Origin of the sequence: Herbidospora daliensis (assembly GCF_001570585.1) — a bacterium.
In the GTDB taxonomy this organism is placed as follows: Bacteria; Actinomycetota; Actinomycetes; order Streptosporangiales; family Streptosporangiaceae; genus Herbidospora; species Herbidospora daliensis.
The window spans coordinates 110,963-130,495 of the sequence record NZ_BBXF01000002.1; the positions used below are offsets into that span (position 1 = coordinate 110,963).

The 19,533-nt window shown below is 71.7% G+C and carries 23 protein-coding genes; 8 read left to right on the forward strand and 15 right to left on the reverse strand.

The window, feature by feature from the left end:
• Positions 1-32: 32 nt before the first annotated feature.
• From AW274_RS06775 to AW274_RS06805, 7 genes are all read right to left on the reverse strand, one after another.
• A complete protein-coding gene (locus AW274_RS06775; RefSeq protein ID WP_062430236.1) occupies positions 33-680 on the reverse strand; it encodes a hypothetical protein in 648 nt (215 codons plus the stop codon).
• Positions 652-1,950: an RNA polymerase sigma factor gene (locus AW274_RS06780; protein WP_062430237.1), complete on the reverse strand. Its 1,299-nt coding sequence runs from the start codon at positions 1,948-1,950 to the stop codon at positions 652-654. The genes AW274_RS06775 and AW274_RS06780 overlap by 29 nt, the downstream gene beginning before the upstream one ends.
• A 118-nt stretch (positions 1,951-2,068) precedes the next feature.
• Positions 2,069-3,034, reverse strand: a complete 966-nt coding sequence (locus AW274_RS38960; RefSeq protein ID WP_198169079.1) for an alkaline phosphatase family protein — start codon at positions 3,032-3,034, stop codon at positions 2,069-2,071.
• A complete protein-coding gene (locus AW274_RS41125) occupies positions 3,031-3,342 on the reverse strand; it encodes a hypothetical protein (protein ID WP_062350187.1) in 312 nt (103 codons plus the stop codon). Before AW274_RS41125 ends, AW274_RS38960 begins: the two co-directional genes overlap by 4 nt.
• 158 nt (positions 3,343-3,500) lie before the next feature.
• Positions 3,501-4,583: a saccharopine dehydrogenase family protein gene (locus AW274_RS06795; RefSeq protein WP_062430239.1), complete on the reverse strand. Its 1,083-nt coding sequence runs from the start codon at positions 4,581-4,583 to the stop codon at positions 3,501-3,503.
• Positions 4,584-4,606: 23 nt separating this feature from the next.
• A complete protein-coding gene (locus AW274_RS06800; RefSeq protein ID WP_232320022.1) occupies positions 4,607-5,410 on the reverse strand; it encodes a hypothetical protein in 804 nt (267 codons plus the stop codon).
• A gap of 64 nt (positions 5,411-5,474) precedes the next feature.
• Complete coding sequence (locus AW274_RS06805; RefSeq protein WP_062430241.1) at positions 5,475-7,085, reverse strand: ABC-F family ATP-binding cassette domain-containing protein; 1,611 nt, start codon at positions 7,083-7,085, stop codon at positions 5,475-5,477.
• Between the two features lie 86 nt (positions 7,086-7,171).
• Between AW274_RS06805 and AW274_RS06810 the strand changes: the two genes are divergently transcribed.
• Positions 7,172-7,888: an SDR family NAD(P)-dependent oxidoreductase gene (locus tag AW274_RS06810; RefSeq protein WP_198169080.1), complete on the forward strand. Its 717-nt coding sequence runs from the start codon at positions 7,172-7,174 to the stop codon at positions 7,886-7,888.
• A gap of 4 nt (positions 7,889-7,892) precedes the next feature.
• On the opposite strand, the gene AW274_RS06815 is transcribed toward AW274_RS06810, so the two are convergent.
• Entirely contained in the window at positions 7,893-8,531 is a 639-nt protein-coding gene (locus tag AW274_RS06815; protein WP_062431737.1) for a LysE family translocator, read from the reverse strand.
• Positions 8,532-8,617: 86 nt separating this feature from the next.
• Here AW274_RS06815 and AW274_RS06820 point away from each other — a divergent pair, with 86 nt between their 5' ends.
• From AW274_RS06820 to murG, 3 genes are all read left to right on the forward strand, one after another.
• Positions 8,618-9,418 carry an ion transporter gene (locus AW274_RS06820; protein ID WP_232320023.1) on the forward strand — a complete coding sequence of 267 codons (801 nt, stop codon included), beginning with the start codon at positions 8,618-8,620 and terminating at the stop codon, positions 9,416-9,418.
• 44 nt (positions 9,419-9,462) lie between these two features.
• Complete coding sequence (locus AW274_RS06825; protein WP_062430244.1) at positions 9,463-10,359, forward strand: sporulation protein; 897 nt, start codon at positions 9,463-9,465, stop codon at positions 10,357-10,359.
• A gap of 64 nt (positions 10,360-10,423) precedes the next feature.
• A complete protein-coding gene (gene murG, locus AW274_RS06830; protein WP_062430245.1) occupies positions 10,424-11,563 on the forward strand; it encodes an undecaprenyldiphospho-muramoylpentapeptide beta-N-acetylglucosaminyltransferase in 1,140 nt (379 codons plus the stop codon).
• On the opposite strand, the gene AW274_RS06835 is transcribed toward murG, so the two are convergent.
• The 4 genes from AW274_RS06835 to AW274_RS06850 all read right to left on the reverse strand — a co-directional run bounded on the left by AW274_RS06835 (position 11,551) and on the right by AW274_RS06850 (position 14,925).
• Positions 11,551-12,582 (reverse strand): ABC transporter ATP-binding protein, encoded by a 1,032-nt coding sequence (locus tag AW274_RS06835; protein WP_062430246.1) that lies wholly within the window; start codon positions 12,580-12,582, stop codon positions 11,551-11,553. The two genes, murG and AW274_RS06835, sit on opposite strands and share 13 nt — an antisense overlap.
• On the reverse strand, positions 12,579-13,325 hold the full coding sequence (locus tag AW274_RS06840) for an ABC transporter permease (protein WP_083974220.1): 747 nt from the start codon (positions 13,323-13,325) through the stop codon (positions 12,579-12,581). The genes AW274_RS06835 and AW274_RS06840 overlap by 4 nt, the downstream gene beginning before the upstream one ends.
• A 35-nt stretch (positions 13,326-13,360) precedes the next feature.
• A complete protein-coding gene (modA, locus tag AW274_RS06845; protein WP_062431739.1) occupies positions 13,361-14,107 on the reverse strand; it encodes a molybdate ABC transporter substrate-binding protein in 747 nt (248 codons plus the stop codon).
• A 248-nt stretch (positions 14,108-14,355) separates the two neighbouring features.
• On the reverse strand, positions 14,356-14,925 hold the full coding sequence (locus AW274_RS06850) for a class I SAM-dependent methyltransferase (RefSeq protein ID WP_062430248.1): 570 nt from the start codon (positions 14,923-14,925) through the stop codon (positions 14,356-14,358).
• Between the two features lie 116 nt (positions 14,926-15,041).
• Between AW274_RS06850 and AW274_RS06855 the strand changes: the two genes are divergently transcribed.
• Positions 15,042-16,154: an alpha/beta hydrolase gene (locus AW274_RS06855; RefSeq protein WP_198169081.1), complete on the forward strand. Its 1,113-nt coding sequence runs from the start codon at positions 15,042-15,044 to the stop codon at positions 16,152-16,154.
• Here AW274_RS06855 and AW274_RS06860 read toward each other — a convergent pair.
• The gene (locus tag AW274_RS06860) at positions 16,126-16,851 is read right to left on the reverse strand and encodes a GNAT family N-acetyltransferase (protein ID WP_062431741.1); all 726 of its coding nucleotides are present in this window, start codon (positions 16,849-16,851) and stop codon (positions 16,126-16,128) included. The two genes, AW274_RS06855 and AW274_RS06860, sit on opposite strands and share 29 nt — an antisense overlap.
• 18 nt (positions 16,852-16,869) lie before the next feature.
• On the opposite strand from AW274_RS06860, the gene AW274_RS06865 reads away from it, so the two are divergent.
• Genes AW274_RS06865 through mmuM form a run of 3 tightly spaced genes read left to right on the forward strand, consistent with a single transcriptional unit; the run spans position 16,870 to position 18,931 of the window.
• Entirely contained in the window at positions 16,870-17,325 is a 456-nt protein-coding gene (locus AW274_RS06865) for a GNAT family N-acetyltransferase (protein WP_062336855.1), read from the forward strand.
• Positions 17,322-18,122 (forward strand): GNAT family N-acetyltransferase, encoded by an 801-nt coding sequence (locus AW274_RS06870; protein ID WP_062430250.1) that lies wholly within the window; start codon positions 17,322-17,324, stop codon positions 18,120-18,122. Before AW274_RS06865 ends, AW274_RS06870 begins: the two co-directional genes overlap by 4 nt.
• A complete protein-coding gene (mmuM, locus tag AW274_RS06875; RefSeq protein WP_062430251.1) occupies positions 18,119-18,931 on the forward strand; it encodes a homocysteine S-methyltransferase in 813 nt (270 codons plus the stop codon). The genes AW274_RS06870 and mmuM overlap by 4 nt, the downstream gene beginning before the upstream one ends.
• 34 nt (positions 18,932-18,965) lie before the next feature.
• Here mmuM and AW274_RS06880 read toward each other — a convergent pair whose 3' ends face one another.
• Both AW274_RS06880 and AW274_RS06885 read right to left on the reverse strand, forming a co-directional pair.
• Entirely contained in the window at positions 18,966-19,256 is a 291-nt protein-coding gene (locus AW274_RS06880) for a hypothetical protein (RefSeq protein WP_062430252.1), read from the reverse strand.
• The gene (locus tag AW274_RS06885; protein ID WP_157519847.1) at positions 19,253-19,486 is read right to left on the reverse strand and encodes a hypothetical protein; all 234 of its coding nucleotides are present in this window, start codon (positions 19,484-19,486) and stop codon (positions 19,253-19,255) included. Before AW274_RS06885 ends, AW274_RS06880 begins: the two co-directional genes overlap by 4 nt.
• Positions 19,487-19,533 lie beyond the last annotated feature (47 nt).

The window sequence follows — 19,533 nt, forward strand, 5'->3', positions numbered from 1 at the left end:
TCAAGGAACACCGGCCCCAATGGCAAAGGAGTTCACACGAGTTTCAGCAGCCGGGCGATCCAGGGGCGCATGCCCGTGGTCACCGGGTCGGGGCCGCGCGGGTAGGCGAACACCGGGGCGTCGCCGCCGTGGGTGGCCCGCAGTTCGGCCGCCTTGCACCAGTCGGCGGCGGTCCGGCAGGCCGCCCAGGCGACCGACAGGGCCGGCCGGGCCTCGGGGTGGCGTTCGTGGATCTGCGCCAGGGTGATCGCGGCGTGGGCGGCGGCGTAGCCGTCGTCGGGGTAGGCGGTGCCGGCCAGGTAGGGCGCGGTGACCCGGCCCCCGTGGGGGGTGCTCTGCACCCACGTCCAGTTGGCGACGACCAGGTTCAGGACCGGGGCGGGGAGGCGGGCGGCCTCGCCGTACATGCGGTCTTGGCGGGGGCCCGTCAGGCGGCGGGAGGACAGCAGCCACGTGACGTCGTCGGGGGTGTGGGCCTCGGCCAGCCAGGTCAGGATGGCCAGGGCCCGCGCGGCCTGGAGGCGGCTCAGGTCGAGGACGTCGCGGAGCATGCGGGGGCCGGGGTCGAGCCAGACCGGCCAGGCCGCCTCGTGGGCCTTGGTGACGAGGTCGGCCAGCGGGGCGGGCGGCAGGTCGGGGTAGACCCGGCGATCACGAACGGCAAAGCCGTCGGCGGCCATGGTGTTCGCCCTTCACGTGCTCGTGGGCCTCGTGCTCGTGCGTCTCGTCGGTGGTGGACGCCAGGTCGACGACGACCGGCTCGGCCGACGGGGTGACCGTGGCGACCGGGGTCGGCGACGGGCGCGGGCCCGGCGGACGGCTGTGCGGGGGCTCGCCCTGGGCGGTCTTCGTGGGCCGGGGGCGCGGCTGCGCGGCGCGCTCGGGCCGGGGGTAGTGGACGCCGAGCACGGTCGGCCGGGGCCGGGCCACCGCGCTCTCGGACGGCTCCTCGACCGGGTCGAGCGTGCGGATCGGCGGCGGCACCTTGGGCGGGACCTTCGGCGGAAAGTCGCTGACCGTGGCGGCCGGGGTGTAGAGCCGGGCGGTCGGCGCGGCCACGCCGGCGCGTTCGTCCATCGTCTCGCCGGTGACCTGCATGACCAGCACGACCACCACGGCCGCCGCGACCACGGCCGCCAGCGCGCCTGCGGCCACGTGACGGCCGCGCCGGCTCTCGCCGCCCGGGAAGCCGTCGGAGTCGAGCGGCCCGGCCCGGCGGGCGACGTAGCGGCGGTAGGCCAGCAGTTCGGGGTCGATGAAGCAGCTCATCACCCGGACGCGGACCGTGTCGGGCATGACCGGGAGGGGCAGCAGGGCGAAGACCTTGCCGGCCGAGACCTGGCGGGCCCGGTGGGGGCGGCAGGTCTCGCAGGTGAAGATGTGGTTCACCACGCGGGCGCGGCGTTCGTCGGGATCGCCGCCCTCGGCGTCGGCCACCAGGACCGAGCGGGCCGGGCAGTCGCCGGGGTCGCGGCGGGCCAGCACCTCGGCGGTGATCGCGTCTTGCAGGCGCAGCGAGGCCGACTCGCGCAGGGCCTCGGCGTGGCGGGCGCTCAGGCCGAGCACCACGCCCAGGTCGGCGGCGGCCAGGCCGTGGCGCAACGACAGTTCGAGGATCTCGCGGTCGGCCGGGGGCAGGCCGTGGACGGCGTGCCAGGCGGCGGCGTCGGGGGCCTCCTCGGGTTCGGCGGGCTGCCCGGCCTGCCACCGGCGGCGGCACTCGGCGCGGGCCAGCGCGAGCAGCCAGACGTAGAGGCGGTCGGGGTCGCGCAGGGCGTCGATGTGGGCCTCGGCGGCGATCATGGTGTCGCGTAACGCCACCTGGGCGCCCTCGGCGCCGAGCAGGAACCAGCAGAAGCGGTAGACGCCTTCGGCGTGGGCGTCGTAGAGGGCTGCGAGAGCACCCGGATCGCGGGCGCGCAGGGCCTGAACCAGATCGCGATCGGTCATGTCACAGAAGGTAATGGATCCGTAACTTGGAGTTCAGGATTTCTGCCGCATTCTCCGCTGCTATTTTCCTGGTTAATTGGGGCAGATTCATGAGCCCGAGCCACGGCCGGCCCTCGGCTCACTTTTCTCCACCGAGCGGAACACCTTCGAAGTCGGCCGGAATTCGTATCCCCAACTGGGCGAAAACGGTCGGCGCGACGTCGACGAGTTTCGCCTCGTGGCGGCGTTCGTGCCGGATTCCGGGGCCCGCGGCGAGCAGGAAGATCTGCAGTTCCTCGGGCGACCGGCCGCCGTGGCCGCCCTCATCGCGGTGCCCGTGGTCGGTCACCACGATGACCGACCACTTCTCCTCCGGGTACGTCGGCCGTCGTCTCACGGCGTCGACGAGGCGGCCGACGCCGAGGTCCATGGTGTCGAGCGCCGTGGTGTACTCGGGGCCGAGAGGCCCGTGTTTGTGGGCCACCTTGTCGGGGTTGACCAGGTGCAGGAAGACGACGTCGGCCCGGTGGCGGGAGATCAGGTCGGTCATCCGGCGGATGATCATCTCGTCCTTGAGGTGCTCGGCGTAGTCGACGCCGGGGCGCAGGGTGGCGTGCCAGTCGACCTGGTGCAGCAGGCCGGTCTCGAAGAAGGTGCGCCACAGGGTGACGGCCAGCGTGTCGAGATCGGGACGCAGTCTTTCCAGCCGGGTCAGGAAATCGGGATATCTCGTGTATTGGCGTCCATCAAAGGTGTTGTCGTGTACGCCATGCTTTTCCGGATTGACACCCGTGAGAATGGTCGACCACGCCGGACCGCTCAGCGATTTCACGCCCGGCGCGAGATCGAGCTGCCCGGTCGCATAGAGGCCCTCGCTCATCAGCGCGCGCAGATAGGTCGCCTTCGTGGTGAGCACCCGGTCGGTGCGCACCCCGTCGACCCCGATCACCAGGACCTTCGGCACCGGCTCCGGCCGGACCGGTTCGACGTGGCTGACCGGCCCGCACCCGAGCGCCACGACCGTGGCGAGGGTGAGCGAGACGCGGACGACCGGAGGACATCCGCGGATCCACCCGCAGGACGCCGGCCGTGGCCGGGGTCTCACGCCAGGCCGCCGGCCACGATCGCGAGGCCCGCCGCGGCGGCGGCCGAGGCGCCCAGCGCGAGGGTCACCCCGGCGCAGACCATGGCGGTCTCGACGACGCCCCGGTTGATCGACCGGGGGTGGTCGTCGGCGATCTCCCGCAGCGCCCGCACGCCCATGACCAGCGCGCCCAGGGCGAGGAAGACGCCCACGCCGCCCAGGAAGAGCAGCGGGAGCGAGAGGTAGCCGAGCCGGGCGGTCCAGACGACCGAGGTGTACGGGGCGTCGCGCCGCGCCACCGCCGCCTCGACCAGGGCCCAGGAGGTCATCAGGTCTTTCGTGGAGGCGGTGCCACGCCCGAATCGAGGTGTAGGCCGTACTTTGAGGTTCTTCATGGCAATCGCCCCCGGAAGAAAGATCGAGCCTTATTCGGGGGAATATCACGAACGCTGAGTGATACCTCCGCGACGCGCTGTTTCTTGGTGATTCACGGGGCCAGCCCGGCCGCCGCGCACCCGTCGGCCAGGGCGTCGAGCCCGAACGCCTCGGCCGGGCCGAGCGCCCCGATGCCGCCCACCCCGCCGACCAGGGCGCTGGTCGCGCCCCAGGCGAGCATTCTGGCGGTCAGGTCGTAGGGGTCGCCGCCGTTCAGGCGGACGGTGGCGAGCAGGGTGCCGTCGTCGGCGTACGCCTCGGCGATGGTCTGGGAGGCGATCGGGTGGCTCTCCTGGCTGGTCGACCGGGCCGCCCGCTCGGCCATGGCCGCCATGAGCCGCTGGGAGCCCGGCAGGGCCCGCAGCAGCGGGGTCGCCCTGGCGAAGACGCCCGCGGCGCGGGTCAGGCCGCCGAGCCAGCCCAGGTAGACGTTGACCTCGCGCAGCCGGGGGTGGGTGCGCGGGAGGGCGAAGTGCTCGCTGGCCCCCACGGCGATGCCGTGTCTCTTTCTCGCGCCGAAGGCGAAGGCCCGGGTGCGGCCGGTCTCCCGGACGATGCGGCCGTCGCGGAAGCCGTACATGGGTTCGAGGATCATGCTCAGCGCGGAGGCGCGGGTGCCGGCGCTGGCCCGCTTGGCCATGTTGCCGCGCAGGAAGTAGCCCACGTCGACCCTGATCGCGTCGTTGCCGGCCTTGCGCAGGGCGAGGGCGGCGGCCAGGTTGCCGGGGACGTAGTCGTACCCGAAGGCGGGGATCAGGGTCGCGCCCGCCGCGGCGGCCTCGGGGCCGTGGCGCTGGAAGACGCGCTTGACGAAGGGCGGCTCGCCGGTCGAGTCGAGGTAGACCGCACCCGCCTCGACGGCCGCCATGACCGCCGCGTCGCCCCACCGCAGGAACGGTCCCACGGTCGAGACCAGCACGTCGCCGGGTTCGAGCAGGCGGGCCACCGAGCGCGGCCGGGTCGCGTCGGCCACCGCCGTGGGCAACGTGCCCGGCAAGGTGGCGGCCAGGTCGGCCAGCCGGGCGGGGTCCCGCCCGGCCAGCAACGGCTCGGCGCCCAGCGCGACCAGCGCCTTCGCCGTGAGCCGCCCGGTGTAGCCGGTGGCGCCGAACAGGACGATACGGGGGGTGGTCATGCCATTACCGTAACCTCACGGGTTCACGGCTTCTGTTCGGTGATGACGGTGTAGCCGCGGTCCTTGGCGAACGGCGCGGTCTTCGGGGCCTGGGTGAAGATCGGCGCGGCCCCGCCGGCGGCCAGGTCCTCATAGGGCTTGGCGGTGGCCCCCCAGGTGCGGGCGGTCACGGCGGTGGCGGCGGCGACCCCGGCGCTGACGCTCTCGACCGTGATGATGAACCGGCGGCTCGCCCCCGGCCGGACGTCGTCGACGAAGGCGGTGCCCCCGCCGATCAGCTTGCCCGTGGCGTCGCGCAGCAGCCCGGTCACCACCAGGCTCCCGGCCGGCCGCGTGAACGGCGACTCGACGTAGCCGGTGATCAGGTAGGACGAGGCGCCCAGCTTCTCGGTCGACACCCGGCTCACCGGGAACGTCTTGTACGCCGACGGTACCCGCGCCGCCTGGTGCCACGAGGCCGGCTTGTAGTCGATCTTGACGCTGACCGGCTTCTCGACCGCCAGCGCCTCCCCGGTGAACGCCATCGACCCGCCAGGAGCGACCGCGTCGAGCGGCTGCTCCATCCGGACGACCTCCTTGCCGGCGGCGTCCTTCCCGGTGATCGTGGCGACCGCGTTCTCGCCGAAGTGCCACTTGTTGCCGTTGTTGAGCACGGCGGCCCAGTTGACCAGGTAACCGCCACTGGCCTGCACGACCGAGGAGGTCTGCTCCTTCAGCGCGAGCGGGGCGAGTTCGGTCTTCTTGGTCTCCTCGTCCCCCGAGCACCCGGAAACCAGGAGCGTCACGGAGAGGAACGACAGGGCCAGGGCTGTCATACGGTGCGTCACCAGGCCGTGATAACGCGTACGTGCGGCCCCGTTCACCTCGACCCGCCAACAGCGGACCCAATCTTTAACGCGCGCGGACGACCCGCCCCTCGTCCCAGACGGGCTCTGACGATTCGTAGACCTTCCCATCGGCGCCGAAGACCAGGTAGCGGTCGAAGTCGGCGGCGAACCAGCGGTCGTGGGTGACCGCCATGACGGTGCCCTCGAAGGCGTCGAGACCCTCCTGGAGCGCCTCGGCGCTGGCCAGGTCGAGGTTGTCGGTCGGCTCGTCGAGGAGCAGCAGCGTCGCGCCCGACAGTTCGAGCAGGAGGATCTGCAGGCGGGCCTGCTGGCCGCCCGACAGGGTCTCGAAACGCTGCTCGGCGATGGTGCCGGCCAGTTCGTAGCGGGCCAGGATCTTCATGGCCTCGTTCTTGAGCCGGGCGTGCTCGGTCATCACGATCTCGCACGGGGTGCGCTTCATCAGCTCGGGGTGGGAGTGGGTCTGGGCGAAGTGCCCCGGGATGACCCGCGCGCCGAGCCGGGCGACGCCGGTGTGGTTGACGTCGTCGCCGCTGAGCAGCCGCAGGAAGTGGGACTTCCCGGAGCCGTTGGAGCCCAGCACGGCGACCCGTTCGCCGTACCAGATCTCCAGGTCGAACGGCTTCATCAGGCCGGTGAGCTCCAGGCGTTCGCAGATGACCGCCCGTTTGCCGGTGCGGCCGCCGCGCAGGCGCATGTTGATGTTCTGGTCTTTGGCCGCCATCTCGGGCGGGCCCGCCTCCTCGAACTTGCGGAGCCGGGTCTGGGCCGCGTGGTAGGCGGCCGACATGCCGTCGTTGTAGGTGGCCTTCTGCTTCAGCATGTTGACCAGGCGCTTGAGCTTGGCGTGCTCCTCGTCCCATCGCCGGCGGAGTTCGTCGAGGCGCTCGTTGCGCTCTCTGCGGGCCTGCGCGTAGGTGGTGAAGCCGCCGCCGTGCACCCAGATGTTGCCCGACTCGACGGTCACGATGCGGTCGGCGGCGTTGGCGAGGAGCTGGCGGTCGTGAGAGACGAGCAAAACCGTCTTCTGAGTCTCCCGCAGGACCTGCTCCAGCCACTGCTTGCCCGGCACGTCGAGGTAGTTGTCGGGCTCGTCGAGGAGGAGGACCTGGTCGGGGCCGCGCAGCAGGGCCTCCAGGACCAGGCGTTTCTGCTCCCCGCCGCTGAGGGTGTTGACCTCGCGGTACTTGCAGTGGTCGTACGGGATGCCCAGAGCGGCCATCGTGCAGGTGTCCCAGAGGACCTCGATGTCGTATCCGCCGGCGTCGGTGTAGTCGGTGATCGCCTGCGCGTAGCGCATCTGGGTCTTCTCGTCGTCGCGCTCCATCATCAGGAGCTCGATCTTGGCGAGGTGTTCGGCGGCCTCTCTGACCCGGGTCGGGGCCACCGACAGGAGCAGGTCGTGGACGGTCCGGCCGTCGCGGATGCTGCCGATGAACTGGCGCATCACGCCGAGGCCGCCGGAGCTGGCGACCGTGCCCTCGACCGCCTGGAGATCGCCGGCGATCAGCCGCATGAGCGTCGTCTTGCCCGCGCCGTTGGGGCCCACGAGGGCGGCCTTGACGCCCTCGCCGATGCGGAAGGAGACGTCGTTGAGCAATGGCCGCCCGTCTGGGAGCACATGGGTGATATGGGCGATCTCGACGTGGGCCATGGGGTCGAGGGTATTGAGACGGGAGATCGGGTGCCAACAGTTATCCGGGCGGAACTGAGCTGACCGATTTGCCGGTTATGTCTGTTATGAGATCTGTGCTCATCACCGGGTCCACCGAGGGGATCGGCGCCGAGAGCGCCCGCGTGTTCGGCGCCCAGGGCGACGACGTCATCGTCTCGGGCCGCGACGCCGCCAAGGGCGCCATGGTCGTCGACGACATCGTGCAGAACGGGGGTTCCGCCCGGTTCGTGCCCGCCGACCTGACCGACTTCGACGCGCTGCACGACCTGGCGGCCGAGGCGGGCGACGTCGACGTGCTCGTCAACAACGCCGGCATGGCCCCGGTCTCGGCGACCGTCGGCCAGGACCCCGAGGTCTTCGAGAAGACCCTCTCGCTCAACCTGCGGGCGCCCTACTTCCTGACCCAGGCGCTGGTGCCGGGGATGATGGAGCGCGGGCGCGGCGCGATCGTCAACATCTCGACCATCGCCGCCGTGGTGGCCGTGCCGTTCCTGTCGGTCTACGGCGCCACCAAGGCCGCCATCAACGAGCTCACCCGGACGTGGGCCGCCGAGTTCGCCGAGCGGGGCATCCGGGTCAACGCCGTCGCGCCCGGCCCGGTGGTCACCGCGATGTACCACAGCATGGGCGAGCGGGCCAAGGAGTTCGACGAGGGCACCATGCTGCACCGGGCCGCCGACCCGAAGGAGATCGCCGACGTCGTGGCGTTCCTGGCGTCCGACAAGGCGTCGTACATGACCGGGGCGGTCATCCCCGTCGACGGCGGGGGCTCGGCGCTCTAGGCGGCTACCGGGCCGTCGTCGTCTCCTGGACCAGCCGCGCGGCCAGCGCCGCGAAGACCCCGGCGGAGATCCGCTCCATCCACGTGCGGAAGCCGGGGCGGCGGGCGATGCGCTCCGACAGGTGGCCCGACAGCAGGCCGGCCGAGCCGTCGACCATGAGGCCCGAGACGATGAACATCAGGCCGAGCACCAGCATCTGGACCGTGACCGGCCACGCCTGGTCGCCCTTGGTGACGAACTGGGGCACGAACGCCAGGTAGAACAGGATGACCTTCGGGTTGGCCAGGTTGGTGAGCGCGGCCATGACATAGGTGCGCCGCAGCGACCGCTGCGGCGCGTCGGTCACGTGCAGGGCCTCGCGGCTGCCCTTCCAGGTCGTGTACGCCAGATAGAGCAGCACCACCGCCCCCGCGATCCTGACCACGGTCAGCGCCTCGGGAGCCCTGGCGATCAGGAAGCCGAGGCCGAACGCGGCCGCGACCGAGTGCACCAGGAGCCCCGTGGAGACCCCGAGGGCGGCCAGGACCCCGGCCCGCCGCCCGCCGGCCACGCCGTTGGTGATCACGAAGAGCAGGTCGGGCCCGGGGGCGATGTTGAGGAGGAACGTCGCGACCGCGAAGGCCGCGAGCAGGTGGAGGTCCATGGCGCCCATGATTGCGCAAAGCCCCTCGTTTGCGTTGACATGTGGCGCTGACCGGCAATCGACTGCCCGGTGGGATGATCTTCCGCGTGGAATTAGCCCGACATGAACGTGTTCGCCGGTTTCTGGAACGACCTTCCGTTCAGCGTGCCGTCGTCATCCTCATCGTCGTCAACGCGATCACCATCGGCTGCGAGACCAGCGCCACCCTCATGGCCCAGGTCGGCGGGTTGCTCGTCGCCATCGACCACATCGCACTGACGATCTTCGCGATCGAGATCCTGGCCCGGCTCTACGCCTACCGCCGCGACTTCTTCACCGACCCCTGGAACTGGTTCGACCTGATCATCGTGGTGATCGCGCTCGTGCCCGCCTCGGGACCGACATCGGTGCTCCGGGCGCTCCGCATATTGCGGGCGCTCCGTCTGGTGTCGGCCGTGCCGAGCATGCGGCGGGTCGTCAGCGCGCTGCTCACGGCCGTGCCCGGGATGGCCTCGATCATCGGACTACTGCTGCTGATGATCTACATCGCGGCGGTGATATCGACCAAGTTGTTCGGCGAGGTCGCGCCCGAGCGGTTCGACGAGCTCCCCGACTCCCTTTTCACCCTGTTCCAGATCATGACCGGCGACGACTGGGGCACGGTCGCCAAGGAGGTCATGTCGCACAAGCCCTGGGCGTGGTTGTTCTTCATCTCCTACATCCTCATCTCGACCTTCGTCGCGCTGAACCTCTTCATCGCGGTCGTGGTGAACGCCATGAACGACGCCGAACCCTCGCCGTCGGAGGAGCTGGCCCAGGCCGAGCTGGTCGAACTCCGCGAGGAGGTCGCCGCGCTGCACGCCAAAATCGATCTTCTGCTGGAACGCGGAACCGTACGCCGCCGCTGAGCGTTCTGGCGTGCGGCCGAGACGTCCAACTCACAGGAGAAAACGTGGTCTTCAAACGGATGCTGAGCGCATTCGGCGTCGGCGCCCCCTCGGTGGACACCGTCCTGCACAACCCCCGAACCCAGCCCGGCGCCGCCCTCTCCGGCGAGGTGCGGATCAAGGGTGGCGAAGTCGACGCGGAGATCGAGCACATCACCCTCAGCCTCGTCGCCCGCGTCGAGATCGAGCACAGCGAAGGCGAGAGCAGCGGGCTGCGCGAGTTCTTCGGCTTCCCGGTCTCCGGGCCCTTCACCCTCCGGACCGGCGAGGAGCGGACGATCCCGTTCCAGCTCCCGGTGCCGTGGGAGACCCCCATCAGCGAGGGCCTGCGCGGCATGGCGATCGGCGTGCGCACCGAACTGGCCATCGCCAAGGCGGTCGACAAGGGCGACCTCGACATGATCGAGGTCGCGCCGCTCCCCTCGCAGGTCCACGTGCTCGAGTCGCTGTCGCGGCTCGGCTTCCACTTCAGGTCGGCCGACCTGGAGGCCGGGCACATCGGCGGCTCCCGCCAGACGCTGCCGTTCTACCAGGAGATCGAGTTCACCTCCCACCAGTACGGCGAGATCGAGGTGACCTTCATCTCCGACCCCCACCACCTGGAGATCGTGATCGAAGGCGGCCACGACGCGATCGGCCGTTTCCCGACCACCCACCAGGAGGCGCTGAGCACCGACTGGACGTCGGTCCTCGGCGGCTGGCTCGCCCAGCGCTCCTACGGCGGCCACGGAGGTCACCATGGCGGCCACCACGGCGGCCACTACGGGCACCATGACGACCACCACGGCGGCGGCATCGGCATGGGCGGCGTGGTCGCCGGGGCCGCGGCCGGCGTCGTCGGCGGCATGATCCTCGGCGAGGTCGTGGAAGAGGTCTTCGAGGACGTCTTCGAAGAGGAGTGAGCACCCCCGCGAACGGCGGTCACCGTGTCGGTGGCCGCCGTTCCGGCTGCTATCGTCCCAGGTCGTGATCTTCGAGGCAGAACCCTTCCGCCTGATCGTCTCCGGGGGCGGCACCGGCGGGCACACCTTTCCGGCGCTGACCACGGTCCGCGCGCTGCGGGCCCGGACCGGCGGGCGGCTGGAGGTGCTCTGGGTCGGCGCGGCCGGCAGCCTGGAGGAGCGGGTGGCCACCGCCGAGGGCATCCCGTTCGCGGCCGTGGCGACCGGGAAGGTGCGGCGGGCGCGCAGCCTGCTGGGGATGGTGTCGGCCGAGAACGTGCGCGACATGTTCCGGGTGCCGCTCGGGGTCTTCCAGGCGGTGTCGATCGTGCGGCGGTTCCGTCCTGATGTGGTGCTGGGCACCGGCGGCTACGTCGCGGTGCCGGTCGGCGTCGCGGCGCGGGTGTGCCGGGTGCCGCTGGTCATCCACGAGCAGACGGTCCGGCTCGGGCTGGCGAACCGGGTGCTCGCCCGGGGCGCGGCCCGCGTCGCGGTGACGGCCGAGGCGTCGCTGGAGCTGCTGTCGGGCGCGGCCCGCAAGCGGGCCGTGGTGACCGGCAACCCGGTCAGGGCCGAGGTGCTCACCGGGCGGGCCGACCGCGCGCCGGTCGACGGCTTCGACCGCGCCCTGCCGACCGTGTACGTCACCGGCGGCGCCCAAGGGGCCCGCCAGATCAACGGGCTCGTCACGGCGATCCTGCCGTGGTTGCTGGAGCGGGCGAACGTCATCCACCAGTGCGGCCCGGCCGAGGAGGAGCAGGTGACCGCCGCCGCGCGGGCCCTGCCGCCGGCGCTGGCCGCCCGCTACCAGGTCAAGGGGTTCGTCGGGGCCGAGCTGCCCGACGTGCTCGCGCTCGCCGACGTGGTGGTCTCGCGCAGCGGCGCGGGCACCGTCGCCGAGGTCACGGCGCTCGGCAAGGCGGCCGTGCTGATCCCGCTGGCCACCTCGGCCGGAAATGAGCAGGCCCACAACGCCACCCACCTGGAGCGGGCCGGAGCCGCGGTGGCGCTGCTCGGCGAGGTGACGCCCGAGAGGCTGGCGGCGGCGGTCGGCCCGCTGGTCGACGACCCGGCCCGGCGTACGGCGCTGGCTGCCCAGGCCCGCCGGCACGGCCGCCCCGACGCGGCCGAACGCCTCGCCGACGAGGTGCTTCACGCCGGGTAGGCGTGCGTCTCCGTCGCCTTGACCGACACCCAGATCGGGCGGCCGGGCGTGAGGTCGAGCTCGGCCACGGCCGCCGGGGTGACGTCGGCGGCCACCGGCACCGGGCCGTCGACGTGCACACGCACGTTGTCGCCGTGCCGTTCGACGCCGTCGATCCGGCCCTCCCACAGGTTGCGGGGGCTGCCGTCGGGACGGGCGCGGTAGAGCGCCACCGCGCGCGGCGCGAACGCCACGAACGCCGGGCCGGTCACGTGCTCCTCGGCGGCGAACGACAACTCGCCGACCCGCACCCGGTCGCCGTCGCCCTCCCCGCGATAGAGGTTGAGGCCGACGAGCCGGGCCACGTAATCGGTCCGGGGGCGGCGGGCGATCTCCGCCGGGGCGCCTTCCTGGACGACCACCCCGTGCTCGACGACCACCAGACGGTTGGCCAGCACCATCGCGTCGAGCGGATCGTGGGTGACCAGCACGGTCGCGCCGTCGAAGCCGGTCAGGCGGCGGCGCAGCTCCGAGCGGATCTCCAGGCGGGTGTGCGCGTCGAGCGCGGCCAGGGGCTCGTCGAGCAGCAGCAGGCGCGGCTCGACGGCCAGCGCCCGCGCCAGCGCCACCCGTTGCGCCTGCCCACCGGAGAGGCGGCGGGGGCGTACGGAGGAGAACTCCGCGAGGCCCATGCGGTCGAGCAGGTCCCGGGCCCGGGACCGGGCCTCGGCCTTCGACCTGCCCTGGCAGCGGGGGCCGAAGGCGACGTTGTCGAGCGCCGACAGGTGGGGAAAGAGCAGGTAGTCCTGGAAGACGACGCCGACGGGGCGGCGTTCGGCCGGTTCCTTCTCGATGCGGACGCCGTCGAGCTCGATCGAGCCCTCGGTCAGCGGGGTCAGCCCGGCGAGGGCGCGCAGGGCGGTCGTCTTGCCCGCGCCGTTGGGGCCGAGCAGCGTGACGACCTCGCCCCGGCTGACCGTCAGGTCGAGGTCGAGCCGGAAGGCCGGCCGTTCGACCACGATCCGGGCGCGCAACGTCATGCCGCCGCCCCCACCCAGCGGTCGCGCAGCGCGACCAGGATGAGCACCGACACGGCCAGCAGCACCAGGCTCAGCACGATCGCCGCCTCGGGTTCGGTCTCCAGAGCCAGGTAGACGGCCAGCGGCATCGTCTGGGTGCGGCCGGGGAAGTTGCCCGCGAACGTGATCGTCGCGCCGAACTCCCCCAGCGCCCGCGCCCAGCAGAGCACCGCCCCGGCCAGCACGCCGGGCGCGACCAGCGGCAGCGTCACCCGGCGGAACACGGTGAAGCGGGAGGCCCCCAGGGTCGCGGCGGCCTCCTCGTAGCGCACGTCGGCGGCGCGCAGCGCGCCCTCGACGGCGATGACCAGGAACGGCATCGCCACGAACGCCTCCGCGACGACGACCCCGGCCGTCGTGAACGGCAACGAGAACCCGAACGCCGACTCCAGCCACTGGCCGACCAGCCCGCGCCGCCCGAGCACCAGCAGCAGCGCCACGCCGCCGACCACCGGCGGCAGCACGAGAGGGACGGTCACCAAGGCGCGCAGCAACCGGCGGCCGGGGAAGTCGGTGCGGGCCAGCAACCAGGCCAGCGGCACCCCGAGCACCAGGCAGATCACCGTCGCCAGCGACGCGGTGACCAGCGACAACCGCAGCGCCTCCAGCACCTGGGGTTCGGAGAGCCGCTCCGGCAGCGTCGACCACGGCGCCCGGACCAGCAGCCCGGCCAGCGGCAGGACGAGGAACACCATCCCCAGCATGGCCGGGACGACCAGGAGCCAGGGCACACGGCTTCTCACGGCGCTTCGAAACCGGCCTTCGTCAGCACGTCCCGGCCCTGCTGCGACAACACGAGGTCGACGAACTTCTGCGCCAGGGCGGGCGCGTCCTTCAGGGTGGCGATCGGGTAGTCGTTGACCGCCTGGTCGGCCTCGGGGAACGGGATGCCGGTGACCTTCCCGGCCGAGGCGATGACGTCGGTCTTGTAGACCAGCGCGGCGTCGACCTCGCCGAGTTCGACCTTGGTGAGGGTGGCCTTGACGTCCTGCTCCAGCGTGACCGGGGTGACCTTCAGCCCGGCGGCGTCGAGCGCCTTGACGGCGGCGGCCCCGCACGGCACCTGCTCGGCGCACAACGCGACCTTGACCTTCGGGTCGGTCAGATCCTTGAGGTTCTCGACCTTGGCGGGGTTGTCCGGCGGCACCGCGATCTCCAGCTTGTTCTTCACGAACACGGTCTGCGTGCCCGCAAGGCCGGCGTCGGCCACGGTCTTCATCGTCGCAGGAGAAGCGGCCGCGAACACGGCGGCGGGCGCACCCTGGGTGATCTGCTGGGCCAACGTGGCACTGGACCCGAAGTTGAAGGTCACCTTCGTGCCGGGGTTGGCCGCCTCGAACCGCTTGCCGAGCTCGGTGAAGGTCCCGGTGAGCGACGCCGCCGCGAACACCGTCACCTGGGTGGGGGCGCCTTCCGTCGACGACGATCCACAGGCCGCCAGCGCGAACACGGACACGACGGCCGCGAGAAGGGACAAGCGCTTCAACACCGAGCACTCCTTACCGTAGGACTCCTCCCAAGATTACGCGGCATCCGCCAACCATTCGATAGCTAATGCATCGCAATAGCCCACACTGATCGCGCGGAAACCTCGCTTCTGCGAGATAAGGACTTTCTCCGTTACGGCTCCGCCCACCCCCGCACCGCCCCCCGCTCCCGGCCCGCGCCGTATCCGGCGCCAACCGGCCGCTCCCGCTCGCGCACCCGACGAACCAGGTGCCGCCGAAAACCCCGCTACCCGGCCCTCCGCGCCAACGCCAAGTAGTGATCGTCGTCGTCGTGGAAGTGCACGAGCTCCCACCCGGCAGCCCGGAGCAGCGGCGTGATACGGGATTCGGCCCGGATGTCGTCAGGGGAGAGCTCGCGCCCCCGGCGGGCGGCCAGCACGGCCCGGCCCACCGGGTGGAAGAGGGCCAGCCGGGCACCGGGCCGGGCCACCCGGGCGAACTCCAGCAGGGTGCCCCGGGCGTCGCCCAGGTGGCCGATCAGACCGGCGGCCAGGATGCCGTCGACGGTCGTGGCGGCGAGGGGCAGCTCGAAGGCGTCGGCGATCAGCACCGGGCCGCGCCGACCGGCCACGGCGGCCATCTCCGGGGTCAGGTCGACGCCGACCACCCGATCGGTGTGCTCGCGCAGCAGCGGCATCGCCCGGCCGGTGCCGCAGCCCGCGTCCAGGGCGACCAGGCCGGGGCGCAGTTCCAGGCGGGCGACGGCCGCCGCGAAGGCCGGGCCGTCGTCGGGGAACGTGTCGTCCCAGGTCGCGGCGCGGGCCGCGAAGAAGGCTCTGGTCTCGTCCTTGTCCATGTCCGCGACTCTAGGGCCGGCGATCAATCGGAGCAGGGCGCGGCGGGGCGAACATATCTGCCAATTCGCCCGGGAACCATCGCCACGGGGTCGTCGGCCGCGAGATGGTGGCTCGCATGCGGAGAAAGTGGCGGCGTCGCGTGCTGCTGGGCGCGACCGGCACGGTCGTCGTCGTGGCGCTGGCCCTGGGCGCGGCGGGCTACTACTACTCCGGTCTCGTCATCGACCCCGTCCACGCCTCGAACTACCCGATCGAGGTCACGGCCGTCGGCGACGGCCAGGTGACGCTGAAGGGCGGCGGCGACACCGGAGCGCCGGGGACCTACGGCCTGACCTGGGCCGGGGGCAACGCCGTGCTCGGCGAGACCATCTCCGTGGGAGCGGGCACGGTCACCCGCAGGGTGGAGAAGATCAGCCGCGGCGACCTGCGGCCGGGCGTGTTCGCCTATCTCGACCGCTGGATGTGGGGCGAGGGCACGCCCGAGTCGGTCGGGGTGCCCTACGAGGAGGTCGGCGTGAAGTCGCCGCTGGGCGTCCTCCCCGCCTGGCGGACCGAGGGCACGTCGGACACCTGGGTGATCGCGGTGCACGGCCGCAACGGCGGTCGGGGCGAGGCGCTGCGCATCCTGCCCACGCTCCACGCGCTGGGCCATCCCGTGCTCGCGATCTCCTACCGCAACGACGAGGGCGCGCCCGCGAGCCCCGACGGCCGGTTCCACCTGGGCGACACCGAGTGGGAGGACGTCCGGGCGGCCATGGACCACGCCCGGAGCCAGGGCGCGAAGAAGTTCGTCCTCTACGGCTGGTCGATGGGCGGCGGCATCTCGGCCGTCACGGCCCGGCGGCTCCCCCGCGCGGGCGTCACGGCGCTGATCCTCGACAGCCCGGTGCTCGACTGGCGGTCGCCGATCGCGCTCGGGGCGCGGCAGATGGGGGTGCCGGGCCTGCTCACCACGGTCGGCGAATGGGTGATCATGGCGCGGACCGGGCTGAGCTTCGACGACCTCGACCACGTGGAGCACGCCGCCGAGTTCGACCTGCCGATTCTGATCTTCGTCGACCACGACGACGCGACCGTGCCGGTCGACCGGGCGCAGGCGTTCGCGCGGGCCCGGCCCGACCTCACCACGCTGGTGGAGACCAAGGGCGGCGGCCACACCGGGTCGTGGAACGTCGACCCGCGCGCCTACGAGCGGGCGGTCACGGACTTCCTTCGATCGCCACGGTGAACGCGGTGTGGGTGACGGCGAACCCGAGCCTGCTGTAGACCCGCTGGGCCGGGTTGCCGTCGCTGACGGCCAGCCCCAGCCGGTCGAGCCCGTCGGCGGCGGCCTTGAGCTGCACGTGGCGCAGCAGCCGCCCGCCGGTGCCGGGCGGCGCGAGGTCGGGGTGGCGGAAGACCTCGGTCACCCACGGGACGGTCTTGAAGTCGTTCACGAACACCCCCGCGACGACCGCGCCGTCGTCGTCGACGGCCAGCGCGCTGCACGGCATCAGCGGGCCGAGCAGGCTGCCGTCGATCAGCGGGACCAGTTCGGTCGCGATGGCGTGGTCGCGGTCGCGGGCCGAGTAGTCGACGTGGCCGGGCGGGTAGGCCGCGCTGACGGCCGGATAGATGTCCTCGGGGGAACGGTCGACCGGGGTGAAGCGCAGCCCTTCGGGCGGGGTGCCGGGGGCGGAGGGGAGGGCCGTGAGGTCGGCGTACATGGAGTGGGCGTGCCGGAGCCTGCGGGCGCCGCGCGCGACCAGTTCGCGGCCGAGGTCGACGTCGGCGGAGACGGCCCAGCCCTTCAGCTGGGTCATGATCACCTCGATCGCGCCGGGGCCGATCACTTCGAGGTAGTCGGCCCACGGGCGGCCGTCGCGCACGCCCTCGACGAAGCTGATCGCCGCCACCCCGTGGTCGTTGGCCCTGATCTGTCGCATGCGGCCCACAATAGGCTCGTGTCCGAGATAGAGGTTCGCCCGGCGAAGCCCTCCGACTACGACGCCATCAAGGCGGTCGTCGACGACTGGTGGGGCGTGCCGGTCCAGGGTGGGCTGACCCGGCTGTTCCTCGACCACTTCCACAACACCAGCTTCGTCGTGTACGCCCACGGCCACCTCGTGGCCTTCCTCGTCGGCTTCCTCTCGCAGGGGCAGCGGGACCTGGCGTACATCCACTTCGTCGGGGTCGCCCCGACGTTCCGGCGCAGCGGCGTGGGGCGCGAGCTCTACCGGCGGTTCTTCTCCCTGGTCCACTCGGTCGGCCGCACCCGGGTCGCGGCCGTCACCTCGCCGCGCAACACCCGGTCGATCGCCTTCCACACCGCGATGGGCTTCCGCGTGAGCGAACCCATCGCCGACTACGATGGCCCAGGTGCGGACCGTGTCTATTTCGACCGATTGATTGACGAATGACGTTTTCGATCCACCGACTCGGCGTCGACCGCCTCGACGACTTCCTCGCCCTCGCGGTCGACCGCGAATGGACGCCCGAGCGGGAGAAGTGCCGGCTGCTCTACGAGGTCGGCGAGGTCCACGGCATCGACGCCCCCGACGGCGACGGCCTGGCGGCCACGGTGGCGCTGGTGCGCTTCGGCACCCGGGCGACCGCGGTCAGCATGATGCTGGTGGCCCGCCGCTACGAACGGCGGGGCCTCGGCGGCCGGCTGATGCGGCACGCCCTCGACGTGGCCGGCACCGACACCGTCACCCTGACCGCCACCGCCTACGGCCGCCCGCTCTACGAACGCCTCGGCTTCCGCGCGACCGGCGTCTGCGACGTCTACACCGGGACCTTCTCCGGGGCGGCGTCCGGGCGTACCGGAAAACTGACCGACCTCGCGGCGGTCACCAAGCTCGACGAAGAGGTCTACGGCGCTCCCCGGCCCGAGTTGTTCGCGCGGCTGCCCGGCTTCTGCGAGAGCTTCCGGGAGACCGAGGGCGGGTTCGGCGGCGTCTGGCACAACGGCCACGTCAACGTGATCGGTCCCGTCGTGGCGAGTTCGGCCGCCGACGCCGAAGACCTGCTCGCCGACCTGGCGGCCGACGTGACGGGCCCGATCCGGGTCGAGTCGCTGCTGCCCGCCGCCGCGCGGTGGGCCCGCGGCCAGGGCCTCACCCCCGCGTTCAGCACCACCCTGATGGAATACGGCACGCCGATGGACACCGACGTCTCCCGCCTCTACACCCCGGTCATGCAGGCGATCGCGTGATCCTCGACGGCGGGCTCGCGACCCATCTGGAGACCCTCGGCTGCGATCTGGGCGACGACCTCTGGTCGGCGCGGCTGCTCTCCGACGACCCCGGCGTGATCCGCCGCGCCCATCTCGACTTCCTCGCCGCCGGAGCCGACGTCGCGACGACGGCCAGCTACCAGGCGACGATCGAGGGCTTCACCCGCCACGGCGCGTCTCCTTCTGAGGCGGCGAAGCTGATCGCATCGTCGGTCGAGCTGGCCCGGCAGGCCCGCGACGAACACGGCGCCGGGCTGGTCGCGGCCAGCGTCGGGCCCTACGGCGCCTACCTGGCCGACGGGCAGGAGTACACCGGCGACTACGGCGGCCTGACCGAAGACGACCTCTACACCTGGCACCGCGACCGGTTCCACCTGCTGGCCGGCGCTGGCGCCGACCTGGTCGTGGCCGAGACCATCCCCTCCTTGCCCGAGGCGAAGGCGCTGCTGCGGCTGTTCCACGAGACCGGGGCCGACGGCTGGATCAGCTTCTCCTGCCGCGACGACCGCACCATCAGCGACGGCACCCCGTACGCCGAAGCCGCCGCCGAGGTCGACGTCCCGGTCGGGGCCAACTGCACCAGCCCGGCCTACATCGCCAATCTGATCTCACTGGGGGCACGGGTCGTCTACCCGAACTCGGGCGAGACCTGGAACGGGCGGGAGAAGACGTGGGAGGGCGTCGGGAACGACTTCCCGGTGGCCGACTGGGCGGGGGCGACCCACATCGGCGGCTGCTGCCGGACCACACCGGCGCAGATCACGGCGATCAGGCGGCAGCTCGGCTGACCGGTTGCTTCACGTGAAACATTCTTGACCCGTCTCAGCCCGCGAGCAGGGCCGCCCGGTCGGCCGCCGACAGACCGGCCTCGTCGAGGTGGGCGAGCAGTTCACGGTCGTACTGGTAGTCGACCTCGACCGCGGTGTCGGCGGAGACGTCGAGGATGAAGTGCTTCACGCCGTTCACGGCGTCGCGGAGCTCGGTGAGGGTCTCGGCCGACACCCCCGAGCGGATCGGGGCGTCCACCGGGCGGGCGTACCAGACCTCGATGTCCCGGTCGAGTGCGCGTTCCCTGCTGACCCTGACGGTCAGCCGGTGGACGGCGGTCGTCACCGCAACCAGCCCCTTCCGAAGACGTGTTCGAGGTCGTGCTCGACGTCTTCGAGAGCCGCTCTGGTGATGTTCCGTATCGGCACCATCGACCGTCCCACGACCACCTCGGTTCCGTCGTAGAGCAAGAGTAGGCGACTGGCCGTCGTCGTTTCGCGCCATCTGACCGACAGCGCATGTAACCGGGCCAGGGTGTAGATGCGGTCGACGACGTCGCGATAGGAGGTCACCATGACTCCACTGTGCGGGGCGGAAATGCGCAGCTCAATGAGGGCGCGGA